Below are 18,376 nucleotides of genomic sequence, written 5' to 3' on the forward strand. Positions count from 1 at the left end.
TCCGAGCCTCTTTCCGAAAACCACTCCGGCCCGCGCCGCCGCCGCAAGCCCCGCAATGGGCCCGCGGAAGGTCCCGTGTTCGTCGACAACTCCGGGCGCAGGGCCAGATTGCTCCGCCGGATCGGTCTCACCGGCGGTGTCGTCTGCGTCGGGTACGCGGTCGTGCTCGGCATGGCCTTCATGGGTTGGGGCACCTCGCTCGCCCCGTCCTCGCTCCTGCCCTTCGGGGGTGCCGGGCCGGCTCCCGGCGCCCCGGACCCGGGGCTCGGTTACGGCGGGCCGCAGGGTGGCGTCGGCACGCCGCCCGCGAAGCCCACCGGGGCTCCGCCTACGGCCACCTCCACCCCCACCCCGTCTCTGCCTGCCTCTACTCGCGCCAGCTCACCGGAGCCCGAAGAAACCCATGACGACGACCACATCCCCGCGCGGGCGCAGGCGCGCCCCCTCCCGGATGACCCGGGCCGCGGGCAAGGCCGCGGCCCTGCAGAAACCGCGTGTGATCCTCGCGCTGATTCTCCTCGCCGCCCTCACCGGCGTGATGCTGCTCGACGGCTATCTACGCGCCGAGGTGGGCGGTGACGAGCGCATCCGCACCGGGGCCGGTTCCGACGAGGTCCCCGACGAGGTCCTCGCCGGCGGGCCGATCCTGAGCTTCCGGGGCGGCCGGGTGCAGTCCGTGTCGGTGCCGGACAAGACCATCGCCCTGACCTTCGACGACGGCCCCGACCCCACTTGGACGCCCAAGGTCCTCAAGATCCTTGAGGAGAACGACGTCCCGGGCACCTTCTTCCTGGTCGGCTCGATGGTCGCGCGTCACCCGGGCATCGTGCAGGACATGGTGGACCAGGGCAGCGAGGTCGGCATCCACACCTTCACGCACGTCGACCTCTCGTACCAGAGCGGCGCCCGGGTCACCCGCGAGATGGAGCAGACCCAGCTGGCGCTCGCGGGTGCGGCGGGCATCACGACGACACTGTTCCGTGCGCCGTACTCCTCTCAGCCGGACGCCATCGACGACTACAGCTGGCCCGTCTACAAGCAGCTCGGCGAGCAGGGCTACACCAGCGTCTTCGTGGACACCGACAGCGACGACTGGAAGACCCCGGGCGTTTCCAAGATCGTCGAATGGGCCACGCCGTCCTCGGGCAAGGGCGCCTCGGTCCTCTTCCACGACGCCGGTGGTGACCGCAGTCAGACCATCAAGGCCCTTCCCTCGTACATCAAGAAGATGAAGGCGCTGGGCTACACGTTCACCACCGTCAGCGGCGCGAGTCAGCAGGCGGGGAGCGGCGCCCAGGAGGCGGGAGGCCGGCCACTGGATGACGCGCGGCGACCCGGTGGAGCAGGCGGTCTCCAGGCCGCCCACCGCACCGCCACGGGGGCGACGCTGTACGAGGGCAAGGCCCTGATCGCGGCCGTCGCCGTCGCGGAATGGACCGTGCCGGGGCTCGCGATCGGGCTCGCGGTGGTCGGTGTCGCCGTCATGGGTCGGTTCGGGCTGATGGTGATCCTCGCCCGACGCCACCACAGACAGCGCAACAGACGCCGGTTCAGCTGGGGGCCGACGGTCACCGGGCCGGTGAGCGTGATCGTGCCCGCCTACAACGAGAAGGAGTGCATGGCCAACACCCTCAAGTCGCTGGCCCAGAGCACCCATCCGATCGAGATCATCGTCGTCGACGACGGTTCGACGGACAACACGTCCGAGATCGCCGAGTCCCTCGGCATGCCGAACGTGCGCGTCATCCGGCAGGAGAACGCGGGCAAGCCCGCCGCGCTCAACAACGGTGTACGCAACGCACGTTACGACATCATCGTGATGATGGACGGCGACACCGTCTTCGAGCCGGACACCGTACGGCAGTTGGTGCAGCCCTTCGCGGATCCGCGGGTCGGCGCGGTCGCGGGCAATGCCAAGGTGGGCAATCGCGACACGATCACCGGCGCGTGGCAGCACATCGAGTACGTCATGGGCTTCAACCTCGACCGCCGAATGTACGACCTGCTGCGCTGCATGCCCACGATTCCGGGCGCGGTCGGCGCGTTCCGCCGCGACGCCGTGCTGGAGGCCGGCGGCATGAGCGAGGACACCCTCGCCGAGGACACCGACATCACCATCGCCATGCACCGCGCCGGATGGCGGGTCGTGTACCAGGAACACGCCAAGGCCTGGACCGAAGCGCCCGGTTCGCTGAAGCAGCTGTGGAGCCAGCGCTACCGCTGGAGCTACGGCACCATGCAGGCACTCTGGAAGCACCGCAAGTCCCTCACGGACAAGGGACCTTCGGGCCGCTTCGGCCGGGTCGGCATGCCGCTGGTCGTGATCTTCCAGATCATCACACCCGTGTTCGCCCCGCTCATCGACGTGTTCACCGCCTACTCGATGATCTTCATCGACTTCAAGGCGGCGCTGGTCGCCTGGCTGGCCGTCCTCGCCGTTCAACTCCTCTGTGCCGCCTACGCGTTCCGCCTCGACCGCGAGCGCTACCGGTACCTCCTGATGATGCCGCTGCAGCAGCTCGCGTACCGCCAGATGATGTACCTCGTCCTCATCCACTCCTGCGTCACCGCGCTCACCGGCGGCCGCCTGCGCTGGCAGAAGCTCAAGCGCACGGGCGAAGTCGGCACCCCCGCCGGGACCGGCCGATGAGCCGGGACGCCCGTGCGGAGCCCGGAAGCGACGTGCACACGCTCCGGCTGGGCTTGGTTCCGGCGGCGCCGACCGCCCCGGCCGGTGGTCGTGACCGCTACTTCGACGTGCTGCGCGCGGTCGCTCTCGTCCGCGTGGTGACGTACCACGCCTTCGGCTGGGCCTGGGCCGGGATGGCCTTCCCGTCCATGGGCGTCATGTTCGCACTCGCCGGCACACTGATGGCCAAGTCCCTGGAGCGTCCGGCACTCGATGTGATCAAGGGCCGGATGCGCAGGCTGCTGCTGCCGTTCTGGTTCTGGGGCTTCTTCGTCGTGGCCGCGATGGTGATCCACGGCTGGGTGCCGGGCGTGGACGTCCTCTACTGGGTGTTGCCCCTCGGCGACCCCCAGGGCGACGAGTGGGGCACCCAGGCGTGGGAGGTCCTCTGGTACTTGCGCGCGTACCTCTGGTTCGTTCTGCTCTCCCCGGTCCTGCTCCGGGTGTTCCGCAAGGCGCCGATCCCGGTGCTGCTGCTCTCCCTGGCTCCCGTCCTGCTCTTCCAGTTCCTCTGGGAGCCACCCGACAGCCGCTTCGGTGGCGGCCTCGTCGACCTCGCCACCTTCCTGTTCTGCTGGCTCGTCGGCTTCGCACACCACGACGACGTGCTGCGGAGGCTGAAGCCGGGCCTCGTGGTCACCGGTTCACTGGCGGCGCTGGCCTTCGGCGCCTGGTACGCGCTCACGCACCAGGCGGAGGTGGGAAGTTACGACCTTGACGACATCCCCCTCGCGCAGGCCTTCTACTCCGCCGGCTTCGTGCTGCTGCTGATGTACGTCAAGGCGCGCCGCAGGGTCGACCTCGCGGGTCTCGCACGCTTCAGACGCCTCGACCGGATCGTGACGATCTTCAACCGCCGCGCCGTGACGATCTACCTCTGGCACGAGATCGCGCTGATCCTCGGGGTCCTCCTGATCGACCGCTTCTGGGACGCCCCCGCCCTCGTGGCCTACCTGCCGCTGGAGAGCCAGTGGTTCCTGTTCGCCATCGGATGGCTCCTGCTCGCGGTGGCCGTCCTGCTCTGCGGCTGGGTCGAGGACCTGGCGGCGAGGAAGAGGCCGCGGCTCTTGCCGTAAGGACGGTCGGGGTTCAGAGCAGCGGCGGGTGCGTGGCGAGCCAGTGACGCGCGATCTGTTCGCGCGTGGCGACCCACGCCCCGCCACGCTGCGCGGCGTGCCTCAGGAAACCGTCGAGTGCGCGGATGCGGCCGGGCCGGCCGATGATCCGGCAGTGCATGCCGACGCTCATCATGCGCGGGCGTTCGGCTCCCTCGGCATGGAGCGCGTCGAACGTGTCGATGAGGTACGCGAGCATGTCGTCGGCGGTCGTGAAGCCGTGGACGATCAGGAACTTGAAGTCGTTCGCATCGAGGCTGTACGGCATCACGAGATGCGAGCGCCCGCCCTCCTGGACGTAGAACGGCAGGTCGTCCGAGTAGTCGTCGGAGTCGTAGAGGAAACCTCCCTCCTCGACGACGAGCCGCCGGGTGTTCGGGCTCGTCCGGCCGGTGTACCAGCCGACGGGCCGACGTCCGACAAGGCGCTCGATCGTCGCGATCGAGCGGGCGATGTCGCCGCGCTCGGCGTCCTCGGGCACGTGACGGTAGTCGACCCAGCGCCAACCGTGGCCGGCCACTTCCCACCCGGCGGCGCCCATCGCCCGCGCCGCCTCCGGGTTGCGCTCCAGTGCCTGCCCGACGGCGTAGACGGTGAGCGGTGCGCCGTGGGTTGCGAGCGTGCGATGGATGCGCCAGAACCCGGCGCGCGCTCCGTAGGCGAACATCGACTCGACGTTCAGCTCGCGCCCGCCCACCACGGGCGGCGCGCCGACGATCTCGTGGAGGAAGCCCTCGGAGGCGGGGTCGCCTTCGAGGACGTTCTGCTCGCCGCCCTCTTCGTAGTTGAGGACGAGGCTGACGGCGACGCGGGCGCCGCCGGGCCAGGCGGCATGCGGCGGCTCGGCGCCGTAGCCGACGAGGTCGCGCTGATGATCGGACACGGACGGCACCCTACCGACCGATGGGCCGCCGGCCGTTCAGACTCGCGTTCCGGGACGCGCGCCGCCGACGGGGTCGCCAACATGGAGACCCTCGGGTAGATGTGGCAGCAACGACAGCGGCGCCAGCAAGGACACCGACCGGGGGAGCGGATGACATCGAGTCGTGACAGCCGGGACAGCCGGGACAGCCGTGACGGACGCATCGTCACCTTCTACGCGTACAAGGGCGGTACGGGCCGCACCATGGCCCTGGCCAACATCGCCTGGATCCTCGCGGCCAACGGCAAGCGGGTGCTCGCCGTGGACTGGGACCTGGAGGCCCCGGGCCTGCACCGCTACTTCCACCCCTTCCTGCACCCCGCCACGCTCGGGGCCACCACCGGCGTCATCGACCTGATCACTGAGTACGCCCGGGCCGCGACCAGCCCGGTGCAGCGCAGCGACGACTGGCACAAGGACCACGCGCGGATCCACCCGCACGCCGTCTCCCTCACCCCGGAGACCCTCGGCTGGGAGTTCCCGGACGGCGGCACCCTCGACTTCGTCTCGGCCGGCCGGCAGAACCGCGAGTATCCCGCGACGGTCTCCGCCTTCGACTGGGACAACCTCTACGACCGGCTCGGCGGCGGCCAGTTCTTCGAGGCCTTGCGCGCGGACATGAAGCAGAACTACGACTACGTCCTCATCGACAGCCGCACCGGTCTCGCCGACACCGCGGACATCTGCACCGTGCACCTCCCCGACGTGCTCGTCGACTGCTTCACCCTCTCCGACCAGTCCATCGACGGCGCGGCCTCCGTGGCCCTGCAGATCGACGAGCGGTTCGAGGACCGCGGCATCAAGATCTACCCGGTCCCGATGCGCATCGACGAGGGGGAGAAGGAGAAGGCGGACGCGGGCCGGGTCCTGGCCCGGATGAAGTTCGACCGGTTCCCGCGCGGCCTCGCCGGGGACGAGCTCGCCTCCTACTGGGGCGCGGTGGAGATCCCGTACCGCCCCTCCTACGCCTACGAGGAGACCCTGGCCGCCTTCGGCGACGAGCCCGGGCTCGCCAACTCCCTGCTGTCCGCCTTCGAGCGCCTCACGACCGTGATCACCGAGGGCGACGTCACCTCCATGCCCGTCATCGCCGAGGACGTCCGGCTGCGCATCCGGGACGCCTTCCCCCGCCCCCGCCCCGCCCTGCCCACCGACCTGTTCCTCTGCTACGCCGCCGAGAACCGGATGTGGGCCGACTGGGTCGAGTGGGTGCTCACCCGGGCCGGCTTCCGGGTCATCCCCGAGGACGTCTCCGCGAAGCAGGCCCCGGGCCCGGCCGCCGCGGCGAGCACGGGCGTCGACACGGCCACCCGGACCGTGGTGCTGCTCTCCAGGGCCTTCCTGCTTTCGCCCGGGGCCATGGACAGGTGGAACCGGGCCGTCGCCGAGGCTGCGACCGGCGGCCGGAGCCCGCTGGTGCCGCTGACGGTGGAGGCCGTACGGGGGGCACCACCCCACAGCGACCGGAATCCGGTGGACCTCTTCCGGCTCGACGAGGCGAACGCCACCACGGCCCTGCTCCGCGCGGTGGAGCGGCCGATGCCCCCGCCCGAAAGCACCGGGACCGGCCCCCGGTTCCCCGGGACCGTCCCGAAGATCTGGAACGCGCCGCCCCGCAACCTCGGTTTCACCGGGCGCGGCATCCTGCTGGAGCGGATGCGCGACCAGCTCGGCGGCGGCATGGCCGTGGTGCTGCCGCAGCCCCAGACCCTGTACGGTCTCGGCGGTGTCGGCAAGACCCAGGTGGCGCTGGAGTACGTGCACCGGTTCATGGCCGACTACGACCTGGTGTGGTGGATCTCCTCGGAGCAGACCGACGACGTGGTCGCGGCCCTCGCGGAGCTGGCCGTACGCCTCGGCGCGCGGACCGGCGAGGACATGTCGGCCGCCTCGCAGGAGGCGATCGACCTGCTGCGGCGGGGCGTTCCCTCCTCGCGCTGGCTGCTGGTCTTCGACAACGCCGACGACCCGGAGGCCCTCATACGGTTCTTCCCGCCGGGCGGGCCGGGCCACGTGCTGGTGACCTCGCGCAACCAGTGCTGGTCGCAGTACGGTGACGCGCTGCCGGTGGACGTGTTCCTGCGGGAGGAGTCCATCGAGCACCTCCAGCGCCGGGCCGCCGGCCTCGGCAGGGAGGACGCCGAGCAGGTGGCCGAGGCGGTGGGCGACCTGCCGCTCGCGCTCGACCAGGCGGGCGCGTGGATCGCCGAGACCGCGACGCCGGTGTCCGCGTACATCGAACAGCTGGCCCGGCAGGCCGCGCGGGTGCCGGCACTGAACCAGCCGACCGACTACCCCGAGCCGGTGGCCGCCACCTGGAACGTGTCCCTGGAGCGGCTCCAGGCCCGTTCCCCGGCCGCCGTACGGCTGTTGCAGCTGTGCGCGTTCTTCGCACCCGAGCCGATCTCGGCGAACCTGTTCTACAGCGACGAGATGATCGACGAGCTGAAGCGGTGCGACGCCTCCTTGCAGGAGAAGCTGGTGCTGGGCAGGGTGATCCGGGAGATCGGCCGTTTCGCGCTGGCCAAGGTCGATCAGGTCGGCAACAGCATCCAGGTCCACCGGCTGGTCCAGGCGGTGATCCGGGCGCAGTTGTCCGAGGAGGAGCAGAGCCAGGCCAGGCACGCGGTGCACCGGATCCTGGCAGGTGCCCGGCCGGACGGCGACGAGCCGGTGGACAACCCGGAGACCTGGCCGTGGTTCAACGCCATCTGGCCGCACCTGACAGCGTCCGGGGCCCGGTACTGCGAGGAGCCGGAGACGCGCCGGCTGCTGATCGACCGGGTCCGCTACCTGTGGAAGCGCGGTGACTTCAAAGCCGCCCACGCACTCGGCGAGGAGCTGCGCGAGCTCTGGAGGGAGAACCTGGGCGACCACGACCCGCAGTACCTCTACCTGCGGTTCCACCTCTCCAACACCCTTCGCTCGCAAGGCCGTTTCGTGGAGGCGATGGAGCTGGACGAGGGCACACTGGAGCGCCAGCGGACCGCGCTCGGCCCCTCGCACCCGCACACGTACATGACCACCAGCGGCCTGGCGATGGACCTCGGCGCCCTCGGCCGGTACGGCGAGGCGATGGAGCTGGCCACGGCCGCGCACGAGGGCTTCGGGCAGATCTTCCACGAGGCACACCCGTGCACCCTCGCGGCCGCGAACAACCTGGCGCTGAACCTGCGCCTGATCGGGCAGTACGCGAGGGCCCGGGAGATCGACCAAGAGGTCTTCGACCGGCGCACGGAGATGCTGGGTCGGGACCACCCATCCACCCTGTCCTCCGCGCAGAACCTCGCCCGGGACCTGCGCGAGGTGGGCCGGTACGAAGACTCGGTGCGGCTGCTGAGCCGGACGTACGAGACCTACAAGCGGCAGCTGGGCCGCTCCTTCCCCGGCACGCTGTCGGCGGCGAAGAGCCTGGCGGTGTCGCTTCGGCGGGCCGGTGAGCCGGAGGACGCGCTGCGGCTGACGACGGCGACCCGCAACCGCTACCGGGCCGCGTACACCTCGGTCACCCCGGACCTGCTGGCCTGCGAACTGAACCTGGCCGCCGACCTGTTCGCGACCGGCGACCCGGGCGCGGCGCGGGACCTGGCGCGGGAGGTGGTGGGCGAGTGCGCGAAGGTACCGGGTGAGCGGCACCCGTACACTCTGGCGGCGCTGAACAACCTGGCGGTCTTCCACTGGGGTACGGGCGCGGCCGACACGGCGGATTCGATGCTTGGGCAGGTGATCCAGCTGATGCAGGACATGCTGGGCATCGACCACCCGCACACCGCCTTCGCGCACCTGAACCTGGCCAACGCCCGGGCCGACCTGGGCGACCCGGAGGGGGCGCTGGAGCTGGAGCGGGCGGCCGTGCGACGGCTGCGCGAGGCTCTGGGGGCGCACCACCCCGAGACCCTGGCCGGCTCGTCCAACATGGCGATCAGCCTGGACGTGCTGGGCCGCCGGGAGGAGGCGGCCCGGCTGCGGACGGAGGCGGTGTCGGAGCTGACGCGGCTGCTCGGCGCGGAGCACGGCCTGACCCGCTCCGCCCGCGACGAGCGGAGGTTCCACCGCGACTTGGAGCCCCTCGCCGTGTGACCGGACCGCGGGCGAAGTGACGGCGCGCGAGGGGGCTGCTGGTCATTCGGGTGTCGGTTCCCCGGCCCAGTACGCGGCCCGCACCTCCCCCTCCGCGAAGTCCCGGCGCGGCAGACGCAGGCCGAGGGACTCCTCCAAGGCGTGGAAGTACAGCTCGAACGTGCTGGTCATTTCGGGGTGGTCCAGCTCGGCACGGCGCACGGCACGGTTGAGGAAGTCCAGCTCGCCGCCCCGCAGATAGGGGGCACGGCCGCGCTCGTACCAGATCAGCTCCAACACGCCCCAGTCGTCGTCGACGCGGCGACCGTCCCTCATGTAGTCGAACGTGTAGATGGCCTTCGCGGAGGTTGCGGTCAGCCATACGCTCTCCTCGATCCCGAGCGCCGCGTACGCCTCCTTGTCGGCGGAGGACCCCGGCGGCGTGTCGTGGTACAGCAGGAACGTCCACCCGCCCGCCTGCCCGAAACAGCAGCTCTCCCACTGGCGGTCCCAGTGGGCCCGGCCGTTGTCCACGGCCTGCAGGTCCTTCAGGCGCGTACCGGCCGCGACCTGCGCGGGATCGGCCCCGTACAGCCGGGCCAGCCGCTCGGCGTCGACGGTTCGCCCGGGCGCCGCGCGGAAGAAGGCAAGGGTCGTGTACGGGTTCTGCTGACGCCAGGACCCGGCTATCCAGGCAAGCCCCTCCAGCGGGTCGCGCCCGCACGGCTCGACCGTCCCCGTGTCGTCCAGGCCGCCACTGCGGAACCGTCTGCCCCACACCGGATCGATCCGGTCCAGCGCCTCGGCCACCTCCTCCAGGCTGCCGCCGCGCTGCCGCATCGCGGCCTCGGCGATCAGGTACAGCACCTGTTCGATGTCGCGGGTGGCAAAGACCTCCCGGTAGGGGCCGTGATGGCCGTGCACCGTGCCGTCCTCGTCCAGCGACAGGCACAGGCCGCCCTCCTCCGCCTCCTCGGCGCGCTCGGCCCATTCCTCCAGCTCCTCGTCCGAGAGCGCCACGGGCGGCAGCCCGACCTCGTCGAGCAAGGCGTGTCCGGCGGCCGTCCGCTGCCAGGCCTCCGCGAGTTTCCGCTTGGTGATCTCCACGGCGTCAGCATAAGAAGGGGGCCCTGCGCGTGGGCCGGTCGGGGGGTCTGGGGCGGCACACGAGGTAGCTGCGTGATGAAGAGGTGAGCTGCTTTCTCGCTCCGGGTAGCGAGCGTGGCGACGCGTACTCGCCGATCGCAAGGAACCGCACCGATGAGCTCACCCGCTTCACATCTCCGCACCGCTGTCCGCATGGCCGCCCCCGCCGTGGCCGCACTCACACTGACGATGGCCTTCGCGAGCCCCGCAGCCGCGAACCCCGCCCTCGTGATGATCAGCAACGGCCGGCTCACTTTCACCGCCCTGCCCGGCGAGACCAACAACGTGTCCTTCAATGACGCCAGCGGAGGAGTCATCCAGGTCACCGACACGACGAGCAATCTCACCGCGGGCCAGGGCTGCTCCGGGAGCGGCCATACGGTGTACTGCGATGCGGACGGCGTGACCCGGATCGTCGCCAACCTCGGCGACCGGAACGACACGGCACAAAACGACACCGACCTTCCGAGCGACCTCGTGGGCGGTCAAGGCAACGACATCCTCATCGGCGGCGACGGCCCCGACCGGCTCTCCGACTTCGACGGCTGGAACGGCCCGACCCTGATCACCGTGACCATGATCGGCCGCGGCGGCAACGACACCATCTACAGCCGCAACGGCGGCTTCGACCAGATCGACTGCGGCCCCGGCTTGGACGTGCTGGTCGCCGATCGGGCCCCTCGCGACAGCCTCGTCGTGCCCAACACCTGCGAGTTCGTCCAGCGCTTCTAGCCACTCCGCCGTCCTTGGGGGCTCTACGAAGCGCCCTCCGCGGAGCGCTGGAAGGAGACCTCCACCCGGCGGTTCTTCTTCCGGCCCTCCTCGGTGCGTTGTCGGCGACGGGGTGCTGCTCGGCCCGGAACCTGGGCGAGCTGCGCGCACACATGACGGCCCAGCACCGGGGTTTCGCGGCCGCGGCGAGAGCTGACGGCGGCAACCTGACCTACTGGAAGGCCGAGGCTTTCCCGGCGATCCGGGCCATCGGATTCCACTTCCTCGACTACGTGGTCCACGCCTGGGACGTTGCCCGCGCCCACCGACTCCGACGCCCTGACCCAACTCCTCACGCACCTGGGCCGCCCCTCCTCCTGGGGCCCGTGGGGCTGACGGGAGGCCCCGGCGAAGGGCTCGGTTGAGGTGGCGGGACAATGACGGCATGGAGCCGACCGATCAGATCATCGTCGCTTTGGATTGCGACAACCGCGCGGCCGCTGACGCCATCGTCGAGCGACTGGGTGACGAGTGCCGTTTCTACAAGGTTGGTCTGGAACTGCTCACCGCGGTCGGCCCCGATGTCATCGAGCACCTCGTCGCGCAGGGCAAGGAGGTCTTCCTGGACCTCAAGCTCTTCGAGATTCCCAACTCTGTCGCCGGCGCGGTCCGTGCCGCAGGAGCCCTGGGTGTCTCCATGGTGACCGTGCACAGCATGGGTGGTGTGGGCATCATGGCTGCCGCCGTCGATGCCGCCCGTGACTTCCCCCACCTGCGCGTGCTGGCCCTGACCGTGGTCACGAGCATGAGCGACGGAGATCTTGCCGACATCGGCGTCGGTGGTTCGACGCAGGAGCAGGTCCGTCGGTTGGCGCAGTTGGCGGCGAAGGCCGGCTGCCACGGTGTGATCGCCTCGCCGCAGGACGCGGCGGCTGTGCGGAGCGCCCTGGGTGCCGATGCCCTGATCGTTACGCCCGGAGTCGCGCTGCCCGGTGAATCACCGGGCGAGCATGCCCGCTCCGGGACGCCGCGGGCCGCCATCACTGCGGGGGCCACCCACATCGTCGTGGGCCGATCGGTCACCCGCGCCCCGGACCCGGCGGCCGCACTGCGCCTCGTCCGTGCCGACCTCGGTTCGTAGGCCGACGCGACCGAACCGGCTCCGACGCCTTCGCGGGCCGGATACGAGGCCACGCTGAGCGCGGTACGGAGGACACCCGGTCTCAGTCGGGCAGGCCCCAGAAAGAGCCGTGCAGGCCGACCTCGGCGAAGTAGACCCCGGCGGAGGCGGGGTCGCGGCGGGTGTAGCCCGGGTCCAGGCGTCCGGTGTACCAATCGCTGGCGAAGCGCCACAGGGTGGCCAGGTCCATGACGTAGCCACGCTCGTGACCCGTCCGTCGCAGCCAGGTGTCGACGCAGTCCGTGGAGCAGAACAGGCGCTGGTTGCCGCAGGTGCGCACGACATCGTCCCAGGCCCGGCGCATGGGGATAAGGAAATGGGCCACCTGATCGCCCCTCGGGGGTGCCTCTCGGCCGACCACCCACGCGTGCGGGGTGTCACAGGCCGGACAGCGGGTGGCGACGAGGACGTCGGGCTCGTCCTTGAGCAGGTGAATCCGCGGTAGACGGCCAGGCGGACCCTCTCCGTCCCGTGCAGGCTCGTCGGTGCCGCTGGGATGTTCCCGGTCATTCTTGTCGTTCCTTCGCTGGTTGAGGCGATGGTGTCCAACTTGCGCCCTGCGGCGGTCCCGGAGCTTGAACGCTCGTGCGGGACAACGGCGACATGAGACGCCCGCTTCGAGCAGTACGCCTATCCCGACGCACGCGCACGACACGTACTCCTTCGGAGTTACTGACGACGGTGCGCAGTCGTTCGTATGCAGCGGCGAGCGGCACGTCAGCGCGGCCGGGCTGGTCATGGCGTTCAACCCGGACGAGCCCCACGACGCCGTCACGCTTCGACGAGGCACGGCCGGCCGACTGCAGCCGCTGCACGCTGTACCGGGGCTTCCGCGCGGCGTACGGTTTCGCCCCCAGCGAGTACCAACGGGATCTACGGCTGCGCCGGCACCCATGCCTCCAGGTCCACACCGGGGAACGGGAGCAGCCGCGCGGAGGTCACCCACGTTCCGTACCACTGGGTGAAGACGGGTTCCGGCGCGGCGATGAGTCTGCGGGCACCCACGGGTCTATCTCTTGACGGAGACAACCGACTCATCGGGAGTAAGCCATGGGCCTCATCCACATCGAGCTGTTCGCGACCCTCGACCTCGTCGGGCAGGCGCCCGGCGGCCCCGACGAGGATCCGGTGGGCTTCCCGTTCGGCGGCTGGCAGGCGCCCCTGCTGGACGAGGTCGCCGGGGCGCAGGTCGGTGCCGCGTACGAGGGCACGGACGCCCTCCTGCTCGGGCGCCGGACGTACGACATCTTCGCCGCCTACTGGCCTCACCAGGAGGGCGGCCAGGACAACGAGATCGCCACGCTCTTCAACCGCGTCCCGAAGTACGTGGCCTCGCGCGGCAGGCCCGACCTCTCGTGGGCCGGGTCCACCCAGCTCGGCCCGAACCTCGCCGACGCGGTGCGTGAGATCCGTGACCGGCACGAGCACGTGAAGGTCGTCGGGAGCCTGAACCTCGTGCAGACCCTCCTGCGCGAGAAGCTCTTCGACCGCCTCGACCTCTGGCTGCACCCGATCGTGCTCGGCGTCGGGAAGAAGGTGTTCGACGATGGCGCGGTACCCACCAACGTCAGGCTCCTCGCACCCCCGGCAGCCAGCCCGAAGGGCACCGTGTACCTGCGCTACGGGCTCGCCGACGGCATTCCCGCGACGGGCGACATGAGCGCCCCCGATCGCGGTGCCGGAAGCGACGCCTGACACCACCCCGCGACGCTACAAGATCACGTGACTCCGCAACGGGCCCTGCTCCGGAACCTGTCAAGCTGAGCAGGTTCGATTCCGTCCTCACACCGTGGAGGTTGTGATGCGTGCAGGCATCGTGGTGAGCGCGCAGCCCGGTGTGGAGGACCTCGCCGTGCGGGCCGAGGAGTTGGGCTTGCACAGCTTCTGGGTCAACGACACCCCGATGGTCCACGGCGACCCCTTCGTCGCCTTGAGCCTGTGCGCGAAGGCCACCAGCCGCATCAGGCTCGGCATCGGCGTGACCTCACCGGCGCTGCGCTCGGCCCCGGCGGCCGCGAGCGGGCTCGCCAGCCTCAACGCCCTGGCACCGGGCCGGATCATCTGCGGAGTCGGCACCGGAAACACCGCCCGGCGCACCCTGGGCATGGGGCCGACCACGGCGGCCAGGCTGGAGGACTTCACCGCCGCACTGCAGGACCTGTGCGCCGGACGCTCGACCCGGTACCGCGAAGGTGACCGGGTCCGCGACATCCGGTTCCTGCACGCCGGTGCGCACGTGAACACCGCCGACCCGATCGAGTTCGTCGTGGCCGCGCTGCTCGGACCGAAAGCGGCCGCCGTCGCCGGCCGCCGCGGCACCGGCCTCATCTCCTTCGGCCTGCTGGACCCCACCGCCTGGCACGCACTGCACGACACCCGCCGCCACGCCGCCCAGAGCACACCCCGCAACCCCGACTCCTACGTGGTCACCTCACTCCACATCCTCGACGAGGACGAGGACCCCCACGGCGACGCGGCCCGGGACGCGACGGGCCACCTCGTCCTGTCGCTGCTGGCCTTCGCCGCCGACACAGCCGCCGATACACCCGCCTTCGCCGAGCAACTCCGCCCCGATGAACGCGAGGCGGTGCGGCGGCTCCTCGACCGGCGCGGCACCACCGCCACCGCGCCGGACCGGCACACCAAGCTCTACCCCAACTACCTCGGTCGCATCGCACCGCAGGACCGGGACCTGGTTCTGCCCTCGCTGATGAACACCCTGGCCCTGGTCGGCACCCGCGACGACCTCCTCACCCGCATCACCACCCTGGAACAGGCCGGCGTCGACGAACTCCTCATCCAGCCGGTGATCGACCCGCCCACCGAAATGGCCCAGCTCGCGAAACTCCTCACCTGAGCGGACCCGCCCGCGGACAGGACCAGCGCGCGCAAAATTCCGGCATTGTCACGGTGCTTGTGACCCGTACTGCCCTCACGCCACAGGAGTGGCTCACCAGGCGAGCAGCACGCCTCAACCGCCCTTGCGCACCGAGCCGTTGCGCAGTTCCATGAGGCCTGGCAGGGCCATGCGTAAGGGAGGCACGCGATGAGTGGGCGCGCATTCGGGGATTTCCCGGCCGACGTTCGGCGGCAGGCGCTGCTGTTCCTCGGCGGGCAGGGCACGGAGGGGTTCAGCGAGGCGTCGAACACCGGGTCCGAGGGCAGTGAGGGAACCGAGGGCAGCGAGGGCAGTGAGAACAGCGAATCCACCGAGAGCAGCGAGAACAGTGAGAACACCGAACGAAGTGAGTACAAGGAAGTCGAGCGCGGCTGGGGCGTGGACTGGCTGCCGGGCGGTGGGCCGGGGACCGAGCTGACGTGGAAACCCCGCTAGGCGAGCCGACAGGCGGCGAGGAAGCACTGTTCATCCCGCTCGAGGCGCGGCCGGACGTGGTGAGCGAGGTCGGAGTGCGCGCTTGGCAGGTCGCCGAGGCCCTTAGTGCCTTCGAGGAGGGCGATGACGCTACTGGTGCTGGCGGAGAGCGCTGACGAGACCGCCGTACGATTCGCCCGCTTCGCTTCGGACAGGGGTGTCGAAGCCGTCGTGGCGGCCGGCTTCGACCGCCTCGCGGTCACCGTCACGGTGTCCCACGACCTGCGCCCTCGCAGCACGATCCTTGTGGACGGCCGTCCCCCGGTCGGCGTCTTCTGCCGGGGCCGGCTCGACTCCTCGCCGCCGTTGACGCCGGCCGCGCGGTTCGCCGCCGGCGAAGAGCAAGCCTCCGTCTGGGCCGCCATGGCGCTGTGGCCCGGTCCGGTGATCAACCGGCCCACCGTGCATGGATATCCGCCGAGGCTGGACCCCCTGGAACTCGCCGCGTCGACGCCGGACATCCGGCCGGCCGGCACCATCGCCAACGGCCGGGACGTACCCGGAAACCACGCCTACCGCATCAGCGACTACACGCAACTGGACCCCGCCACCCGTGGTTTGTACGACGTCGTCCACATCACGCAGATCGACGAGAGGCGAACCCACCAGCTCCTCATCGCCGGAACGAGCACCTTCGACGTCAGCGACCCCGACCACAGGCTGGACCTCGCCCGCCACGCCCCGCACGTCGCGCTGATCCGCCACTGGCTGCACGCCAAGCAGACGGACTTCGCGCTCGTCACCGTGGGCACGTCCGACACGCCCGACGGCGCACTCAGGCTCCTCGAAGCCTCACCATGGGCGAACCACCACCAGTTCGCCTCCGTCGAAGACGCCGCCTACACGGCACTGCTGACGTGGCTGGGTCTCCGGTGATCCTGTGCGTCGGCGTGGCCGCCGACCCGACGTTCCTGGCCGGACTTCGCGCCGTACGCGCCGCGGGCTCGGGTCATCTGGCGGTCGACCTCCCCTCCTTGGCCATGCGGGGATCGGTCCGCATTCCCCTCGACGACCTGGCGAACGCGACCATCCACACCGGCCGCCGGGTCATCCGACTGGACGAGGTCACCGCGGTCTGGTGCCGACTGCTGGATGTGTCCGCCCACGCCCCCGACCCCCGATACCAGCACGCCGCCGCCGGCCACTACCAGGCGTTCCTGCGCCTGTTCGAACACCTGCCCATCAGGGTCATGAACCACCCCCTGCGCGAGGCCACCGGCTTCACCAAGGTCCTGCACGCGGTGACGTTGGCCGCCGTCGGCGGCTGGCTGGTACCGAGGACCTGCCTGACCTCAAACCCCGACGAGGCGCGCGCTTTCATCGCCGACTGCCCGCGGGGCGCGGTCTTCAAAGGCGCGTCCGCCGCCAAGACCTTCGCCCAGGCCTACGAGGCGAGCCATGAGGGGCTGCTGGAACGGGTCAGCCGGGTACCGGTGCTGTTCCAGGAACGGATCGTCGGCCCGGACGTACGCGTCCACACGGTCGGCGACCAGGCGTTCGGGGAGGCGATCCATTCACCCGAGATCGACTACCGCACCGTCGCGGGCGTCAACGACTACCGCCCCATCACTCTCCCGGAGTCCGTAGTCCGTGGCTGTGCCCGCCTGACCGCGCATACGGGGATCCCCCTGCTGGGGGTGGACTTCAAAGTCGACCGGGCCACCGGCGAGTGGTACTTCCTCGAAGCCAACGCGATGCCCTGCTTCGAAGGCTACGACCGCCGCGCGGGAGGCGCGATCACTGCCGCGATGGCCCGCTGGCTGGCCGCCCCGGCCGGCTAGAGCCGCGCCCGGACCCGGCGCCGGGAGCTGTGGCCGGCCCCTCGGCGCCAGACGACCCACTCGCGCGTCGACAGCCCCCGCCGCGATCCTGCGTGGATCAGGATGTTGCCGCAGCCGCGCGCCGCGCCAGCGCGTCGGAGGTCCTGACCGTGATGTAGAGCGACGCCGCGAGGGCGAGCACGAGGACGGCGCCCATGGCGAAGACGCTCCCGCTCGATACGGCCGGGGGGCTGCCCGCCTCGGAGCGGGCGGAGCCGCTGAGGAAGGGGACGATGGCCAGGACGGCGATCCCGAGAACCACCTCGCCCCAGACCACCTTGGGGAAGTGCCGCAGGGTCAGGTGCAGGAGGGAGGACGTGGCATCGTCGCGGCGTGCCCGGGCGATCCGGGGCATCAGCCAGAACTGGTTGATACCGCCGGCGGTGACCATGCCGAGGACCAGCAGGATCTTGATGAGCAGGAAAAGTCCGTAGGTCGTCGTCCAGAGCTGGCTGATGGAGCCTACGTGCTTCCAGCTCATCCACAGCCCGGAGGTGAACACCGCGCCGACACAGACCAGGGCGATGAAGGCGAAGCGGCGCCAGACATCGGCCCACAGCGCGCCCGCGTCCTCGCTGAGGCGGCCGCGGGCTGCGGCAAGGGCGGCCAGGAAGACCAGACCGCCGACCCAGACCACGCCGCTGACGATGTGGGTCTGGCTGAACGCGAGGTCCAGCCACTTCTCCGCGTCCTTCGGCTTGGTGGCCGGAACTGCGGCGACGAGGGTCACTGCGAGTGCCAGGGGCAGGGCGGTCAGCGCGACCGCATTCAGGCGCCGGCGCGCCCGGGCAGAGAACAGCGAGATCAGGACGGCGGACGCAAGGACCAGTACGACGTTCTGGACCAGGTAGATCGTGCCCTGCGCGATCCAAGCCCCCTTCGCCGCCGGAGCCTGCAGGAAGTCCCAGATCCGTACTGGTGCGAGGGCGTCACCGAACGGCATGCCCTTGCCGGCCCGGGCCAGGCGGGCGGCGAGCTGGAAGTAGCCTGCGACCAGCAGCACCACCCCCGCCCAGGCGAGGTACTTGGTCGTTCTTCGCGCCATGACGTCGACGTCGTCGCTGTTGTTCTCCGGTGCGCGCAGCACAGGGCGAATGGAGGCCGCGTAGGTCACGGTCGTGCCGATGGCTCCGGACAGCCCCAGGAAGTAGCCGGACTTGGTGAGGACGCGCCACAGCGGAGGCATGGCGTAGCCGGCCTCGGCGGCCAGAGGTATGGAATGCATAAGGGCAGGCTAACCTAAGTACTCCGGTGTGCCTTCCTGAACGTCATGTACATGACCTAACTGTTATCCCAGGTCGCCGACAGCTCGATCATTCCGCCGGGCGCGCCGGGGATCACCTCTCCCGTCCTTGTGCGCG

General features: G+C 70.4%; 15 protein-coding genes and 1 pseudogene. 11 read left to right on the forward strand and 5 right to left on the reverse strand.

The features are described 5' to 3' along the window. Positions 1-403 precede the first annotated feature (403 nt). Together ACGFYU_RS01900 and ACGFYU_RS01905 are read left to right on the forward strand one after the other, a co-directional pair. Positions 404-2,650 (forward strand): bifunctional polysaccharide deacetylase/glycosyltransferase family 2 protein, encoded by a 2,247-nt coding sequence (locus ACGFYU_RS01900; protein WP_393825267.1) that lies wholly within the window; start codon positions 404-406, stop codon positions 2,648-2,650. Next, positions 2,647-3,765: an acyltransferase gene (locus ACGFYU_RS01905; protein ID WP_393825268.1), complete on the forward strand. Its 1,119-nt coding sequence runs from the start codon at positions 2,647-2,649 to the stop codon at positions 3,763-3,765. The genes ACGFYU_RS01900 and ACGFYU_RS01905 overlap by 4 nt, the downstream gene beginning before the upstream one ends. A 13-nt stretch (positions 3,766-3,778) precedes the next feature. Here ACGFYU_RS01905 and puuE read toward each other — a convergent pair whose 3' ends face one another. Beyond that, complete coding sequence (puuE, locus tag ACGFYU_RS01910; RefSeq protein ID WP_393825269.1) at positions 3,779-4,687, reverse strand: allantoinase PuuE; 909 nt, start codon at positions 4,685-4,687, stop codon at positions 3,779-3,781. Between the two features lie 150 nt (positions 4,688-4,837). Here puuE and fxsT point away from each other — a divergent pair, with 150 nt between their 5' ends. Further along, the gene (gene fxsT, locus ACGFYU_RS01915; protein WP_393825270.1) at positions 4,838-8,806 is read left to right on the forward strand and encodes an FxSxx-COOH system tetratricopeptide repeat protein; all 3,969 of its coding nucleotides are present in this window, start codon (positions 4,838-4,840) and stop codon (positions 8,804-8,806) included. A 42-nt stretch (positions 8,807-8,848) separates the two neighbouring features. Here the strand turns inward: fxsT and ACGFYU_RS01920 are convergent, their stop codons facing one another. Then, the gene (locus ACGFYU_RS01920) at positions 8,849-9,892 is read right to left on the reverse strand and encodes a hypothetical protein (RefSeq protein WP_393825271.1); all 1,044 of its coding nucleotides are present in this window, start codon (positions 9,890-9,892) and stop codon (positions 8,849-8,851) included. Positions 9,893-10,045: 153 nt separating this feature from the next. Here ACGFYU_RS01920 and ACGFYU_RS01925 point away from each other — a divergent pair, with 153 nt between their 5' ends. Continuing rightward, a complete protein-coding gene (locus ACGFYU_RS01925) occupies positions 10,046-10,663 on the forward strand; it encodes a hypothetical protein (RefSeq protein ID WP_393825272.1) in 618 nt (205 codons plus the stop codon). A 424-nt stretch (positions 10,664-11,087) separates the two neighbouring features. Continuing rightward, a complete protein-coding gene (gene pyrF / locus ACGFYU_RS01930; RefSeq protein WP_393825273.1) occupies positions 11,088-11,783 on the forward strand; it encodes an orotidine-5'-phosphate decarboxylase in 696 nt (231 codons plus the stop codon). Positions 11,784-11,865: 82 nt separating this feature from the next. On the opposite strand, the gene merB is transcribed toward pyrF, so the two are convergent. After that, on the reverse strand, positions 11,866-12,477 hold the full coding sequence (gene merB, locus ACGFYU_RS01935; RefSeq protein ID WP_393825274.1) for an organomercurial lyase: 612 nt from the start codon (positions 12,475-12,477) through the stop codon (positions 11,866-11,868). On the opposite strand from merB, the pseudogene ACGFYU_RS01940 reads away from it, so the two are divergent. Next, positions 12,455-12,532, forward strand: a pseudogene (locus ACGFYU_RS01940) (hypothetical protein); the annotation flags it as partial. The gene merB and the pseudogene ACGFYU_RS01940 sit on opposite strands and share 23 nt — an antisense overlap. A 163-nt stretch (positions 12,533-12,695) precedes the next feature. Here the strand turns inward: ACGFYU_RS01940 and ACGFYU_RS01945 are convergent. Continuing rightward, positions 12,696-12,827, reverse strand: a complete 132-nt coding sequence (locus ACGFYU_RS01945; protein WP_393825474.1) for a hypothetical protein — start codon at positions 12,825-12,827, stop codon at positions 12,696-12,698. 45 nt (positions 12,828-12,872) lie between these two features. On the opposite strand from ACGFYU_RS01945, the gene ACGFYU_RS01950 reads away from it, so the two are divergent. The 5 genes from ACGFYU_RS01950 (at position 12,873) to ACGFYU_RS01970 (ending at position 16,976) form a co-directional block, all read left to right on the forward strand. Then, positions 12,873-13,517 (forward strand): dihydrofolate reductase family protein, encoded by a 645-nt coding sequence (locus tag ACGFYU_RS01950; protein ID WP_393825275.1) that lies wholly within the window; start codon positions 12,873-12,875, stop codon positions 13,515-13,517. Between the two features lie 106 nt (positions 13,518-13,623). Then, positions 13,624-14,679, forward strand: a complete 1,056-nt coding sequence (locus tag ACGFYU_RS01955; protein ID WP_393825276.1) for an LLM class flavin-dependent oxidoreductase — start codon at positions 13,624-13,626, stop codon at positions 14,677-14,679. A gap of 189 nt (positions 14,680-14,868) precedes the next feature. Continuing rightward, complete coding sequence (locus tag ACGFYU_RS01960) at positions 14,869-15,156, forward strand: hypothetical protein (protein ID WP_393825277.1); 288 nt, start codon at positions 14,869-14,871, stop codon at positions 15,154-15,156. A gap of 123 nt (positions 15,157-15,279) precedes the next feature. Further along, on the forward strand, positions 15,280-16,071 hold the full coding sequence (locus ACGFYU_RS01965) for a hypothetical protein (protein WP_393825278.1): 792 nt from the start codon (positions 15,280-15,282) through the stop codon (positions 16,069-16,071). Then, a complete protein-coding gene (locus ACGFYU_RS01970) occupies positions 16,053-16,976 on the forward strand; it encodes a hypothetical protein (RefSeq protein WP_393825279.1) in 924 nt (307 codons plus the stop codon). Before ACGFYU_RS01965 ends, ACGFYU_RS01970 begins: the two co-directional genes overlap by 19 nt. A 97-nt stretch (positions 16,977-17,073) precedes the next feature. Here ACGFYU_RS01970 and ACGFYU_RS01975 read toward each other — a convergent pair whose 3' ends face one another. Further along, positions 17,074-18,240 (reverse strand): copper resistance D family protein, encoded by a 1,167-nt coding sequence (locus ACGFYU_RS01975; RefSeq protein WP_393825280.1) that lies wholly within the window; start codon positions 18,238-18,240, stop codon positions 17,074-17,076. Positions 18,241-18,376: the final 136 nt, after the last annotated feature.

The organism is Streptomyces sp. NPDC048337, from assembly GCF_043201175.1.
GTDB lineage: Bacteria > Actinomycetota > Actinomycetes > Streptomycetales > Streptomycetaceae > Streptomyces.

What these genes read in the sequence shown, in the direction of transcription:
- ACGFYU_RS01905 (WP_393825268.1), top strand. Translation starts at nt 2,647, where the DNA reads ATGAGCCGGGACGCCCGTGCGGAGCCCGGAAGCGACGTGCACACGCTC.
- ACGFYU_RS01900 (WP_393825267.1), top strand. Translation starts at nt 404, where the DNA reads ATGACGACGACCACATCCCCGCGCGGGCGCAGGCGCGCCCCCTCCCGG.
- fxsT (WP_393825270.1), top strand. Translation starts at nt 4,838, where the DNA reads ATGACATCGAGTCGTGACAGCCGGGACAGCCGGGACAGCCGTGACGGA.
- ACGFYU_RS01925 (WP_393825272.1), top strand. Translation starts at nt 10,046, where the DNA reads ATGAGCTCACCCGCTTCACATCTCCGCACCGCTGTCCGCATGGCCGCC.
- ACGFYU_RS01955 (WP_393825276.1), top strand. Translation starts at nt 13,624, where the DNA reads ATGCGTGCAGGCATCGTGGTGAGCGCGCAGCCCGGTGTGGAGGACCTC.
- ACGFYU_RS01960 (WP_393825277.1), top strand. Translation starts at nt 14,869, where the DNA reads ATGAGTGGGCGCGCATTCGGGGATTTCCCGGCCGACGTTCGGCGGCAG.
- pyrF (WP_393825273.1), top strand. Translation starts at nt 11,088, where the DNA reads ATGGAGCCGACCGATCAGATCATCGTCGCTTTGGATTGCGACAACCGC.
- ACGFYU_RS01950 (WP_393825275.1), top strand. Translation starts at nt 12,873, where the DNA reads ATGGGCCTCATCCACATCGAGCTGTTCGCGACCCTCGACCTCGTCGGG.
- ACGFYU_RS01965 (WP_393825278.1), top strand. Translation starts at nt 15,280, where the DNA reads ATGACGCTACTGGTGCTGGCGGAGAGCGCTGACGAGACCGCCGTACGA.
- ACGFYU_RS01975 (WP_393825280.1), bottom strand. Translation starts at nt 18,240, where the DNA reads ATGCATTCCATACCTCTGGCCGCCGAGGCCGGCTACGCCATGCCTCCG.